We start from the raw sequence: 13,871 nt of genomic DNA on the forward strand, positions 1-13,871 counted from the left end.
TACCAACAATAAGGATGTACCAGAAACACCGCGTGCAATGGTTTACGACTGCTTCGCAGCCGAACGGGGATAAATCCCCTCGCCACAAACACCAAGTGTTTCAAAGCTTCGTTTCGTCGCTTGCACCACTACCGTGCAGACGGGCGCGCCACTGATCGGTATAGTGCCGCCCCTCTTCGCGTGAGCGGTCGTCGGTAACGAGGCCATAACCCATGCGAAACCCGAACTAATAACAAAACCCGCGATATGGATCCGGGACGAAACCTTCGCCTCACCCGTCGTGCCGCGCGCAGACCGGTGTAACACGATGTTTCTCCGATCCAGCATTTGCACCCACAAAAAACAGCGAGGATAAATCCATGCTCGAAGTCATCAACGACTTCCTCTCAGGGAAAGTACTGATCGTGCTCATTGTCGGGCTCGGTAGCTACTTCACGATTCGCTCGCGTTTCGTTCAACTGCGTCACTTCTTCCACATGTTCGCGGTGTTCCGCGACAGCCTCAAAGGCAGCGCCGGACAGCTCAGCTCGTTTCAGGCCTTGATGCTCAGCCTCGCCGGCCGCGTCGGTGCAGGCAACATTGCCGGTGTCGGCATCGCCGTGACCCTCGGTGGTCCGGGTGCGGTGTTCTGGATGTGGGTGACCGCACTGGTCGGTATGTCCAGCAGCTTCTTCGAGTGCACCCTGGCCCAGGTCTACAAGCGCGCCGATGGCGACGGCCTGTACCGTGGTGGCCCGGCGTATTACATCCAGCACGGGCTCAAGCTCAAGGGCATGGCGATAGTGTTCTCCGTTCTGCTGCTGGTCACCTACGGCTTCGCCTTCATCGGCCTGCAGTCCTACACGGTGACCCACTCGCTGCAGAACGCCTTTGACTTCAACCCGCAACACACCGGGATCGTCCTCGCGGTGCTGCTGGCCATCACCTTTATCGGCGGGATCAAGCGCATCGCTTCGGTCTCCGACCTGCTGGTACCGATCAAAACCCTGGCCTATATCGGCGTGACCCTGTACGTGATCGGCACCCAGATCGAACACGTACCGGCCATGCTGGAAACCATCTTCAAGAGCGCCTTCGGCCTCGACCCGGCGTTTGCGGGTCTGCTCGGCAGCGCCATTGTCATGGGCGTGAAGCGTGGCGTGTTCGCCAACGAAGCGGGCCTGGGCAGTGCGCCGAATGTCGCCGCTGTGGCCGCCGTCAAGCATCCGGGCGCGCAGGGCGTGGTCCAGGCTTTCAGCGTGTTCCTCGACACCTTCGTGATCTGCACCTGCACCGCGCTGCTGATCCTGCTGTCGGGCTTCTACACCCCGGGCTTCGAAGGTGACGGCATCGTCCTGACCCAGAACTCGCTGGCGGCCGTGGTCGGTGACTGGGGTCGCATGTTCGTCAGCGTCGCGCTGTCACTGTTCGTCTTCACCTGCATCCTCTACAACTACTACCTGGGCGAGAACAGCTTGCAGTTCCTCAGCCGCAACCGCGCCCTGCTGATGCTGTTCCGCGGCCTGGTGCTGGCGCTGGTGGTGTGGGGTTCGATGCAGGACCTGACGACGGTGTTCGCCTTCGCCGACATCACTATGACCTGTCTGGCCTTCGTCAACCTCGTGGCCCTGGCCATGCTGTTCAAGGTCGGCCTGCGCGTGATGCGCGACTACGATGAGCAGCGTCGCGCCGGCGTCAAACAGCCAGTGTTTGATTCGAGCAAATTCGCCGATCTGGATCTGGATCGCAACGCCTGGCCGGTCAACCCGCCAGCAGCAGCGGGCCAGACTGAAACTTCGCCGCAAGGCGTACCTGCAGCGCAACGCTGACAGGTGAATGACGGGCGCATCCCCCGCGCCCGTCAGTTATTGTGATGCAATAACCTGCAGGAGCGAGCCTGCTCGCTCCTGCAAGGCCCTCATCGTTTCGGAGAATCCTATGAGTTCGTCGACCTATCCCGCCGCTCAACACGTCATGGTGCTCTACACCGGTGGCACCATCGGCATGCAGGCCAGCGCCAACGGTCTGGCCCCGGCGTCCGGTTTCGGAGCGCGGATGCGCGACTACCTGCACAGCCAGCCTGAGCTGGTAGTGCCGCAGTGGCAGTTTCGGGAAATGTCGCCGCTGATCGACAGCGCCAACATGACCCCGGCCTACTGGCAGCAACTGCGCGAAGCGGTGGTCGATGCCGTGGACGTGCAAGGCTGCGACAGCGTGCTGATCCTGCACGGCACCGACACCCTGGCGTACAGCGCGGCGGCGATGAGTTTTCAGTTGCTCGGCCTGCATGCCCGCGTGTGTTTCACCGGCTCGATGTTGCCGGCGGGCGTGACCGACAGCGATGCCTGGGAAAACCTCGGCGGCGCGCTGGTCGCCCTCGGCCAGGGTCTGGCGCCGGGCGTGCACCTGTACTTCCACGGCGAACTGCTGGCGCCGACCCGCTGCGCGAAAGTGCGCAGCTTCGGCCGCCATCCGTTCAAACGCCTGGAGCGTCAGGGCGGTGGTGTGAAGGCGCCGTCGATCCCAGTCGCGCTGAACTACAACCAGCCGAAGCAACTGGCGAAAGTGGCGGTGTTGCCGCTGTTTCCCGGGATCAGTGCCGAGGTTCTCGACGGCCTGCTCGACAGCGGCATTCAAGGTCTGGTGCTGGAATGCTACGGCAGTGGGACCGGTCCGAGCGATAACCCTGAGTTCCTCGCCAGCCTTGGCCGCGCACGGGATAACGGCGTGGTGGTGGTTGCAGTGACGCAATGCCATGAAGGTGGGGTCGAGCTGGATATCTACGAGGCCGGCAGCCGCTTGCGTGGGGTCGGCGTGTTGTCCGGTGGCGGCATGACGCGCGAGGCGGCGTTCGGCAAGTTGCATGGCTTGCTGGGGGCCGGGCTGGAAACGGCGGAAGTGCGACGATTGATCGAACTGGATTTGTGTGGTGAGTTGATCTGAGCACGGCGCTGGATTGCCCCTCACCCTAACCCTCTCCCAGAGGGAGAGGGAACTGATCGTAGTGTCTTGCGCTATACACCGACCTGATAAACAGTGTCGATTATGGATTCGGCGGCGGTGTCTCACGTCGGTGTATTTCTGCAATATCCCCCGTTCGGCCCCCTCTCCCTCTGGGAGAGGGCTGGGGTGAGGGCCTGCGGCATGCAACTTGCTGCGTCCCAGCCACCTCCAGGCTGGAAGATCCCATGCTCCACTCCCACCTCACCACCCTCAACGCGGTCTCGCTGATCCTCAACACGTTCAAGGCCGAAGGCCTGTCGAGTGAGGCGCTGCTGGCTGGCAGCGGCATCGTGGCGGCCGATCTGCAGCGTGCCGATACGCGCATCACCACCCATCAAGAGATGCAGGTCTGCACCAACGCGGTCGCGCTCAAACGTGACATTGGTCTTGAGTTGGGTCGGCGCATGCACGTGTCCTGTTACGGCATGCTCGGTTACGCCCTGCTGACCTGTGCCACCTTCGGTGACGCTTTGCGGCTGGCGATCCGTTATCCGGCGCTGCTGGGCACGCTGTTCGAACTGAGCCTGGAAGACGATGGCGAGCAGGTCTGGTTCGTCGCTGCTGATTACCGTGAAAGCGCGGCGATGGCGGTGTTCAATGCCGAATTCTGTCTGGTGTCCCTGAAAGTCATCTGCGACGACTTGCTCGGCCATTCCCTGCCGCTGCGGGCCACGCGCTTCGAACATGCAGCGCCGGACTACCGCGACAGCTACGCCGAACCCTTCGACTCGCCGCTGCACTTTTCAGCCAAGGACAACGCCTTCGCCTTCGACCGCCATTGGCTCGATCAGCCGCTGCCGCTGGCCGACGCGATCACCCATCAGGCCATGGCCGAACGTTGCCGCAAGCAGAATCTGGAGTTCACCGGACGCCAGGCCTGGCTGGGGCGGATTCGGCAGTTGCTCAGCGCGCAATTGAATGCCGCGCCGGGCCTGGAGGGGTTGGCGCAGCAGATGAAGTGCTCACCGCGCACCCTGCGCCGGCATTTGAAAGACATGGGCAGCAGCTATCAGGAACTGCTCGATGAACTGCGCTTCGAACGGGCCAAGCAGATGTTGTGTGAGGATCAGCTGCCGATCTATCGGATCGCCGAGACGCTGGGCTTCAGCGAGACCGCGAGTTTCCGCCATGCGTTTGTGCGCTGGAGCGGCGTGGCGCCGAGTCAGTTCCGACCGCATTGATGTCTGCTCCAGGCATGAGCCTGCATGAACAAGGGGCGAATTGCGGTCAGAGGTTTTGGCCATATCGATCCCCTTTTGGCCGCTCCCGACGTTCTCCGATTCAACTTGCGCCGCAACACTGAAGACCACCGAATCAGCCTTGCGGAGAACAACAAATGCTGACGATCTACTCAGACGATCACCACTTGCACCACGGCCGCTGCGAACTCATCGATGGCCAGCTCAAGCCGTGCTTCGAGATGCCGTCGCGTGCCGACCATGTGCTGCAACGCGTGCAGAAGCAAAATCTCGGGGCGGTCGAAGCGCCGAAGGATTTCGGCCTGGAGCCGATCGCGCGCATTCACAGCCGTGACTATCTGGAATTTTTCAAAGGTGCATGGCAACGCTGGACCGAGTTCAACACTGACGGCGACCTGCTGCCCTACACCTGGCCGGCGCGCACGCTGCGTGCGATCAAACCGACCAGCCTGCACGGCCAGCTCGGTTATTACAGCTTCGACGGCGGCGCGCCGATTACCGCCGGCACCTGGCAAGCGGCCTACAGCGCAGCGCAAGTGGCCCTGACCGCACAAGAAGAAATCCAGCGTGGCGCACGCGCGGCCTTCGCCCTCTGCCGTCCGCCGGGACATCACGCCGCCAGCGACTTGATGGGCGGTTATTGCTACCTCAACAACGCCGCCATCGCCGCTCAAGCCTTTCTCGATCAGGGCCACAAGAAAGTTGCGATCCTTGACGTCGACTACCACCATGGCAACGGCACTCAGTCGATTTTCTACGAACGCAGCGACGTCCTGTTCACTTCGATCCACGGCCACCCGGAAGCGGAGTTTCCGTTCTTCCTCGGCTACGACGACGAGCGCGGCGAAGGCGCCGGTGAAGGTTTCAATTTCAACTATCCACTGCCGGCCGGTTCCGGCTGGGATGTGTGGAGCGCGGCGCTGGATCAGGCCTGCGACGAGATCGATCGCTATGGCGCGGACATCATCGTTGTCTCCCTCGGCGTCGACACGTTCAAGGACGACCCGATCTCGCAGTTCAAACTCGACAGCCCGGATTATCTGGCCATGGGCAAGCGCATCGCCGCCCTCGGCAAGCCGACCCTGTTCGTCATGGAAGGTGGCTACGCGGTGGAAGAAATCGGCATCAACGCAGTGAACGTGCTGGAAGGTTTCGAACAATGAAAAAGCGACTGATCGCCTCGGCGCTGTGCGCGGCTCTGCTCAACGCTGGCGCCCACGCCGAAGAACGCACGCTGCGCGTCTATAACTGGTTCGACTACATCACGCCCAAGGCGCTGGACGACTTCAAGGCACAGAACAGCCAGACCAAACTGATCTACGACATCTTCGACACCAACGAAGCACTCGAAGCCAAGCTGCTCACCGGCAATTCCGGTTATGACGTGGTGGTGCCGTCCAACGTGTTCCTCGCCAAGCAGATCGAGGCCGGGGTGTTCCAGCCGCTGGATCGCAGCAAACTGCCGAACTGGAATCACCTTGATCCGAAACTGATGAAGCTGATCGAGGCCAATGATCCGGGGAACAAGTTCGCCGTGCCGTACATGTACGGCACCATCCTGATTGGTTTCAACCCGGCCAGGATCAAGGCAGCGCTGGGCGACAATGCGCCCGTGGACAGTTGGGACCTGATCTTCAACGAAGAGAACATCAGCAAGCTCAAGCAGTGCGGCGTCGCCCTGCTCGACTCGCCGTCGGAGATTCTGCCGCTGGCCCTGCAACACCTGGGTCTGGACCCCAACAGCAAGAAGCCGGCGGATTACGCCAAGGCTGAAGCGCTGCTGCTGAAGATCCGCCCCTATGTGACGTACTTCCATTCCTCCAAATACATGGCCGACATCGCCAACGGTGACATCTGCGTGGCCGTCGGTTATTCCGGCAGTTTCTCGCAGGCGGCCAACCGCGCCAAGGAAGCGAAGAACGGCGTGGTGGTCGATATGCGTCTGCCGAAGGAAGGTGCGCCGATCTGGTTCGACATGCTCGCGATTCCCAAGGGCGCAAAGAACACCGAGGACGCCTACACCTTCATCAACTATCTGCTGCAACCTGCGGTGATTGCCCCGGTCAGCGATTTTGTCGGCTATCCGAACCCGAACAAGGATGCCACCGGCCTGGTCGATCCGGCCATTCGCAACAACCCGAACCTGTACCCGACCGATGCGGCAATGAGTACGCTCTACACCTTGCAGCCGCTGCCTCGGGATGCCGAGCGTGCACGCACGCGAGCCTGGACGAAAATCAAGTCCGGGACCTGAAACCGGCTCGTTTGCCGAAGACCCGCCGAGGCGGGTCTTTTTTTGCCTGGCAGCTTTATCTACCGCACGGGTCGCTGTCGCGCCTTTTAACTTGCCCTGCTCCGCCGCCCTCGCGGCGTCCCGACAGAGCAGGAAACCAACATGACCGCCATTCCCAAAGCCAGTGCCGTCGATATCGTGACTCAGCTGGTTACCGGCCCCTCGCTGCAAGAAGTCGCATCAAAAACGCTGCGCGAAGCCCTCAAGACGTTGTATCCGAATCTCGACATAGACCCGCGTCTGGCGATGGTCGTGCAACCCACCTGGACCATTGTGGATGGTCGAGTGATACCCGACGGGTATCAGGCTGGATCGCTGACCAACGCCCTGGTGCGGCTCGGCCTGTCCGGTACCACGGTGACGTACCTCGATGGTGAGCATTACCTGACCCTGCAACCCGGCGTGCCCGCCCCTGCGCATCTGCCGGTGAAGATCGATGCGATCGGCCTGTTGCTCAACGAACTGGCACCGTTGCTGTTCATCGCCTACAAGGAGCAGCACGTCGACTACTGGGACGAGTTCACCTATCCCGGGCAACCGCGCTGGCAGCAATTGTCCGAGGCACTGCGCAACCTGTGGAACGTCGATGCCAGCGTCGGCTGGGATGCCGATGAAATCGCCATGGCCCAGGCGATTTTCAAACAGCCCGACCCGCAACAACGCCTGGCCCCCGACCCGTACTCGGCAAAGGCATATCTGATTGATCTCGATCGGGGGAACGCCGACACGCAAAGCCACTTGACCCTGCTCGACGCCGCAGTGTTGGTCGGCAGCATCGCAGACCGTACATTGATTCTCACCCACGCGATTACTCAGGGCTTTCAGCGTTTCGATTCACTGGAGGAACTCGGCGAAGCTCTGCTGCGGATATATGGCGCAAGCGCCTCTGGCGAAGATCTCAAGTGGCGGCTGGTCGAACCGCAGGGAAATTTCTTCGACCAGCAGGCCTGCACCCTGATTTCCCTGGAAGCGGATGCCTTGGGCAAAATCAGTTTTTTTCAGGACTCCCCTGATAAACGCGTCTATCCGCATACCGGCACGGCCGGCAAACCGGCACAACCGACACCGCGCCTCGAAGCGCACTTCGAGCGTTTACAGCCGATGCTTCCAGACTGGCTGAACGACGCCTTGCCCATCGATCAGACACGTTACAGCCGGCACCTGCTGGACCTGACGACGCTGCAGCACGAGAACAACGGCAAATCCTTTCAGAACGAAATCACCAGCCTGCAGGCGTTCACTCGGGCAGCGCTGATCAAACAGATTCTCAAGGAGCAGCCCGACGCCAAAGACCTGGACATCGACAACATCGAAATCACCATCACCAGTCTCGTGGTCTGGGGCACGTTTGTGTTGCCGGGAAATACTCAGACTCAGACATGGACGCTGACCGAGCTCGCCCTGCAAAACCTCGCTGGCCTGCCCTTGGGCAACAAGACTGTGCGGTACAAGGATGGCAGCCCGGTACCCGAGTGGTTGAGCGCGACTTTTCTGGAAAAACTGGTCAGCACGGTCGACATCGGCAAGACCTACCCGGCGCATCTCAAGGCCGTACTGATAGACGACGCAGAGCAAGCGTCACGGTTGGAAAGGCTCTATACCAGTCAGCTACGCGTCGAGCTGCCATTGCTGGCGTTGCAGCACAAGATCCAGGGCAGAGCCGGCATTGACGAATCGGGTTATCGATACGTGGTTGCCGCATTGGCCACGACTGACGCAGAACGCTACGTCGATGGTGAGGAAATCGTCATTCGCCCATTGGCGTTCGTGGCCCATCGCAGCCGCTCCACCGCAGACACTGTCGACAACATGTATGTCATAGGCCCGCGCGATGCCGACAAAGGGCCGTGCGTGCTGTATCGACCGCTGTTCGACAAAGCTCTGCTGCAATATCCGGGGCCGGCCAATCTGCTTTTTGCGATCCAGCATTCGCGACATCTGCGCGACTCGGTACTGGCCTGGTTGCCGGACGATGTGCGCTTCAATTACAGCCAGTTCGTCTTCACCGCCAGGCTGCCGTCGGTGTGGACGATCCCGCAACTGATGATCAACCCGACCACAGCACTGGACATGTCAGGCGCGGTCGCGCTGGGCACTCAGGTGATCGCCAGCGATGTCCTCGCCACCCTGCACGAACGCAACGTCAAGGCGCTTGTCACTCAAGCCGACCGGCAATCGGTCTCCGATGCAGAAGCACGCTGGGCCTCGCTGAAACAGGGTGGATGGGTGATGCTCAATGCCGCACTGCCGTTTCTGGGCCGCAGCGTAGGTACAGCGGCGTGGATCTGGCAGATCATGGATGATCTGCAGGAAATCACCGACGGCGCCAACGAGCAATCGGCGAAAGTCGCCTGGACGGCCATCGCCGATATCCTTCTGGCGCTGGGCATGGTGCTCGCCCATCGTGCGGCAATCGGTGATGCGCCATCGACGCCCGTGGCCACAACGCTCGAAGAGGACACAGCGACGAGCAAACCTGCCGCCAGAATCGTCAAAGCGCTGCGCCAGCCGGACATCACCGGCCCGCAATTGACCGAAGCCCATGGCACATCGATCGACAGCATCACGGCGTTGAAACGATCCCCGTTGGCCCTCGCCAAGCTGTTGGATACGTTCAAGCTCGCCAAGCCCAAAGGGCTTGGCGCTGCCACCAGAGAGGGTGCGCAGCGAGGCCTCTACGCCCACGCAGACAAATGGTACGCCCGCGTCGGTGAACGCTGGTTCGAAGTCGCGCGCAACGCGCATGGCGATGTGCACATCGTCGATACGCGTCAGCCCACCCGACCTGCCGGACCCAGGCTGGCCTATACCGCCAACGGCCAGTGGGTAATCGATCTGCGCTTGCGTTTGCGCGGCGGCGGACTGGAGGAAGGTCGCCAAGCCGCGCAAGGCATTAGAAACAAGGAGGTGGCCGTATTGGCCGAGCAGATTACTGCGTTCGATTTGACGATGGAGAGCAAAGGGAGCCGTCTCGATGCAGACCGCAACAGCCTGCACGATGCCCCTGCGCAGGCACGCGAGCAAGCGCTTGCGCAGTACCTTGCCACGCTCGATTCACAGCACAACGAATATGCCGCAAACATCAAGCTGATCAAGCAGCTCAACTGCAAGCAGTCGATTCCCAACTACCGCACGGTAATGCCGGAGCGGTTGGACATGCAGTTGTTTCTGGGACAGGAGTGGCTGAGTAATAACGCTTCGGATTACCAGCAGCGGGTACTGGCGGTGCAGGCGATACTCGACGACGAACTGCGCAGCGAATCGCAGGCCGCCACCTCTGCGTTTGAACAGTTGAACGATGTCACTCAAACCATTATCGAGAAAATGGAGTCGGCTGAAGCCTGCATGGAGGAGCTCACCAGGCTGGGACCGGATGGCCTTGATATAAAGCAGAAATACAACATCAGCCTGGCGCCCTACCCGCTGGATGACCTGAAGACTCTGCAGATCAGTCTCGGCCAGTACACCTGCATCAAGCCCGGCGATTCCACCGCTCATGTCGAGGCACAACAAGCGCTGGCCGGTCTGTTCGAAGATGCCGCACTGAACGTTCAGAGTTCACGGGACCTTAGCGCCGATGAAAGCCTCAGTGATCTGCGCATCCGCATCGACGCCCTGAGCCAGGTGAGCGAACAGTTTGCTTCCGTGGACAAGCGATTCGATGACCTGGCGAGTGAATATTCCGAACACATACACACGGAGCGACTCAAGCAGTTGCAGGCGCGCGTGGCCGCATTCAAGGAAAGCGCCGACAATCGACTCGCCGATCTGTTGCGCTACCGGCATTTACTGGTGCCGCAAGCCGGTCCGTCGAGACCTTCTGCGTCATCTTCGAATCGGCAGATCATCAAGACGCGCAATAAGGGCATCCTGGTCGGCGAACGGAAAAAAAGCCTCGACGGCAAAGACACCGATCTGGTCGAGGTCAGTACAGCACTGACGAGAGTCATCGCGACATTCAAGGAGGAGTCGCCAGGTATCTGGGTCGAACAGAGTGCACGGCCGGCACCGTCGCCGAAAGCCCGGCCCAACCTCAACAACAGCATCAGCGCAGGGCAGGCCTTGATCGACGGGCTGGCGGCGTTTCATCGGCGCATCGAGGCGCGCCTCAAACGCGGCTCGCGCATTCCGGTGGAAGTCGAAGAGGAATACCACAACCACGCCGCCCTGTTGCGCAAGGCCGGTGCCGCCATCGATGAAGCGTTGACGGCGAGTAACCTCACCGCAGCTCTGCATGAACCGTCCGAAACGCTCAACCACAAGCTCGACGCTGCGGCTACGACGCTGGAGGAAAAGGGCACCAGCACGCGAATCCGTCTGGTCAAGCAACAACTACCAACAGCCGCCGGGGTCGAGTGGCTCAAGGACAAGGGCGAAGTGAACATTTCGAAAACCCTGACCCGACGGCGCCTGAGGCGCCATAAGAATGACTTCCTCGACGAGTATCAGATTCGCGATGCGCATACCGACAAAATCCTCTGCTATGCGCATTTCCATTACAGCAGCGCCGACGCGCCCGATGGCGCATTTTTGCGTGGACACATGAAGACAGTTGCCCAGCACCGCCTCGGAGGCACCTCTGAAATAACCGATGTGGATAATCAGAGACTGATTGAAATCCATCGCAGCGAAATTTCCAGTCGCAGCGCCGAAACGCTGTTCTTCAATCTCGCCAAGCCTGCCGCAGACGCGACAGCGCCGCTTTGATTGCTGGCTCTGGTACAGCAGCGAACCCCAACACCAGGCCGGCGCGCTTATCCATGGGCGTAGTCGAATCGGGGAGCCAGTAGCTGCTCAGGCCGTTGATTTCGACATCGACCTCAGCGGCCCGAGCGATCAATTGCTGCTCGCGCTCGATGCTGTCCACGGCGACGGTCAAGTGCAGCCCGGCCGGCATGGCGGGCAGTTGACCGACGCCGGCGACCGTCGGCCAGCCTTCGAGCAGGCAGTTGCGTCGGCTCAGCGCAGCCCGGCGCATGCGGCGGATATGCCGCTGGAAATGCCCGGCGGCCATGAATTCGGCCATCACCGCTTGCGTGCTGACCTCCGAGTGCCGCACATCGACGGCGCGGCGTTGCGCGAACGCCTCGACCAGCGCGGGCGGCAGCACCAGATAGCCCAGGCGCAACGCCGGAAAAGCGACCTTGCCAAACGTGCCGACGTAGAGCACACGCCCCTGACGATCAAGTGCCGCTAACGGCGCCAGCGGTGCGCCGGTGTAGCGGTACTCGCCGTCGTAATCATCCTCGACGATCCAGCCGCCGACACGCTCGGCCCAGGCGAGCAGCTCCAGACGCCGGGCCAGGCTCATCACCACGCCGGTCGGGTACTGATGAGACGGCGTCACGTAAGCCACCCGACAATCACTGAGCTGAGCCATGGCGCTGCAATCAATGCCGTCGCTGTCTACCGCCACCCCATGCAATTTCGCCCCCGCTACAGCGAAGGCATGTCCGGCGGCGCGATAGCCCGGATTCTCGATCGCCACACCGTCCCCTGGCTCGACCAGCAGCTGTGCACAAAGGCTGATGCCCTGCTGCGCGCCACTGGTGATCACAATTTGCTCAGCCGTGCACTGCATGCCCCGCGAGCTGCGCAAATAGGCAGCAATCATGCCGCGCAGCCGCGCGTCACCGGCCGGATCGCCGTAACACAGCTGCTGCAGATCCGGTTTGCGCCAGAAAGCCGCGTTGAGCTTGGCCCAGACCTCGAACGGAAACAGATCGAATGCAGGCACACCCACCCGAAAAGCACGCGGCGGACCGCTCGGTGGTCGCGGCAAATGATGCTTTTCAATGCGGGAAAATCCGTCGCTGTGGATAACTTTGCTGGATGGATTCACAGGTAAATCCAGCCAATTTGTGGATAAGGCTGTGGGTAAGCCTGTTGACAAGCCTGTGGATGAATTTGTGGATAGTTTTTTCTCAGGCGTGGATGCCTGAGCCAATTGCGCCACGTAAGTGCCGTCGCCCACGCGCCCTTCGATAAAGCCCTCGGCATACAACTGATCGTAGGCGCGCACCACGCTGTTGCGGGAAATGCCCAACGCCGAGGCCAGGTCTCGGCTGGCCGGCAATCGCGTGCCACTGGCCAGACGTCCATCCAGCACCCTCAGGCGTAACGCCTGATAGAGCTGGCGGCTCAGGCCCTGACGGCGATCAAGCTCGATTCCGGCCGGATTGAAAGGCATCGACAAGGGTGGCAGATCAGGCATGGCGAATGGACCTATGAAATGGCTCAGCAATGGCTCTTACAACGGACCAATAGCCTGCCTAGGATGCAGGCATTCGCCAAGGAAAATCTGTCCATGTACACGCCACGCGCCTTTGCCATCGAAGACTTGTCCCAACTGCACGAACTGATCCTCGCCACGCGCCTGGCCATTCTGGTCAGCCACGGCGAAAGCGGCCTGCAAGCCAGCCACGTGCCGGTGCTGCTGCATCGCGAACAGGGCGAATACGGCACGCTCTACGGCCATCTGGCCAAGGCCAATCCGCAGTGGAAAGACCTGCGTGACGGCGCCGAGGCCATGCTGATCTTTGCCGGCCCGGACGCCTACGTCAGCCCGGGCTTCTATCCGAGCAAAGCCGAGCACGGCAAGGTCGTGCCGACCTGGAACTACGTCGCCGTGCACGCCTACGGTCAGGCCGAGACCTTCAGCGATGGCGGCCGCTTGCTCGACATCGTCAGCACCCTCACCGACCGTCACGAGGCAGGCCGTGCCCAGCCGTGGTCGGTGGACGATGCGCCAGCCGATTACATCGACACCATGCTCAAAGCCATCGTCGGTTTCGCCATTCCCATCGACCGCCTCGAAGGCAAACGCAAGCTCAGCCAGAACCGCAGCGCCGAAGATATTGCCGGGGTGCGCGAAGGCCTCGCCGCAAGCCCCGACGCCAACGACCAAACCCTTGCCAGCCTGATGCGCTAAGGATCTACCCATGACCCAGATCGACATTCGCCCGGTCAGCGCCAATGACCACGCCGCTTGGCTGCCGCTGTGGCAGGCGTACCTGCGCTTCTACAACACGGAACTGCCGGACGCTGTCACCCAAAGCACTTGGCAGCGTTTTCTCGACCCGAACGAACCGACCCACGCCGCCCTCGCCTGGGCTGAAGGCAAAGCGCTGGGCATGGTGCATTACATCTATCATCGCTCGAACTGGAGCATCGAAAATTCCTGCTATCTGCAGGATCTGCTGGTGGTGCCGGAAGCCCGTGGCACCGGTGTCGGTCGGCTGTTGATCGAGCATGTCTACGCTACCGCCAAGGCTGATGGTTGCTGCAAAGTCCACTGGCTGACCCATGAAACCAACGCCACGGCGATCCAGCTCTACGAGCGCATTGCCGAACGTCCGGGATTCATCCAGTTTCGTAAAGCCCTTTAAGGAGACGCG

General features: G+C 61.1%; 9 protein-coding genes. 8 read left to right on the forward strand and 1 reads right to left on the reverse strand.

The annotated features are described in order from the left end of the window. Positions 1-359 precede the first annotated feature (359 nt). From F8N49_RS02600 to F8N49_RS02625, 6 genes are all read left to right on the forward strand, one after another. Complete coding sequence (locus tag F8N49_RS02600; protein ID WP_076564612.1) at positions 360-1,808, forward strand: sodium:alanine symporter family protein; 1,449 nt, start codon at positions 360-362, stop codon at positions 1,806-1,808. Between the two features lie 109 nt (positions 1,809-1,917). Beyond that, positions 1,918-2,922, forward strand: coding sequence for an asparaginase (locus F8N49_RS02605; RefSeq protein WP_151550720.1), 1,005 nt, complete (start codon positions 1,918-1,920; stop codon positions 2,920-2,922). 245 nt (positions 2,923-3,167) lie between these two features. Next, on the forward strand, positions 3,168-4,163 hold the full coding sequence (locus tag F8N49_RS02610; protein ID WP_151550721.1) for an AraC family transcriptional regulator: 996 nt from the start codon (positions 3,168-3,170) through the stop codon (positions 4,161-4,163). Between the two features lie 155 nt (positions 4,164-4,318). Then, positions 4,319-5,344 (forward strand): histone deacetylase family protein, encoded by a 1,026-nt coding sequence (locus F8N49_RS02615; protein WP_122751239.1) that lies wholly within the window; start codon positions 4,319-4,321, stop codon positions 5,342-5,344. Beyond that, positions 5,341-6,435, forward strand: coding sequence for a polyamine ABC transporter substrate-binding protein (locus F8N49_RS02620; protein WP_151550722.1), 1,095 nt, complete (start codon positions 5,341-5,343; stop codon positions 6,433-6,435). Before F8N49_RS02615 ends, F8N49_RS02620 begins: the two co-directional genes overlap by 4 nt. Positions 6,436-6,576: 141 nt before the next feature. Continuing rightward, positions 6,577-11,181, forward strand: a complete 4,605-nt coding sequence (locus tag F8N49_RS02625) for a dermonecrotic toxin domain-containing protein (protein ID WP_151550723.1) — start codon at positions 6,577-6,579, stop codon at positions 11,179-11,181. On the opposite strand, the gene F8N49_RS02630 is transcribed toward F8N49_RS02625, so the two are convergent. After that, entirely contained in the window at positions 11,138-12,688 is a 1,551-nt protein-coding gene (locus F8N49_RS02630; protein ID WP_151550724.1) for a PLP-dependent aminotransferase family protein, read from the reverse strand. The two genes, F8N49_RS02625 and F8N49_RS02630, sit on opposite strands and share 44 nt — an antisense overlap. 93 nt (positions 12,689-12,781) lie before the next feature. Here F8N49_RS02630 and F8N49_RS02635 point away from each other — a divergent pair, with 93 nt between their 5' ends. Both F8N49_RS02635 and F8N49_RS02640 read left to right on the forward strand, forming a co-directional pair. Continuing rightward, on the forward strand, positions 12,782-13,405 hold the full coding sequence (locus F8N49_RS02635; protein WP_122751243.1) for an FMN-binding negative transcriptional regulator: 624 nt from the start codon (positions 12,782-12,784) through the stop codon (positions 13,403-13,405). A 10-nt stretch (positions 13,406-13,415) separates the two neighbouring features. Further along, positions 13,416-13,862 (forward strand): GNAT family N-acetyltransferase, encoded by a 447-nt coding sequence (locus F8N49_RS02640; protein ID WP_024014846.1) that lies wholly within the window; start codon positions 13,416-13,418, stop codon positions 13,860-13,862. The last annotated feature ends 9 nt before the right edge of the window (positions 13,863-13,871 follow it).

Origin of the sequence: Pseudomonas sp. GXM4 (genome assembly GCF_008923895.1) — a bacterium.
Classification (GTDB): domain Bacteria; phylum Pseudomonadota; class Gammaproteobacteria; order Pseudomonadales; family Pseudomonadaceae; genus Aquipseudomonas; species Aquipseudomonas atacamensis.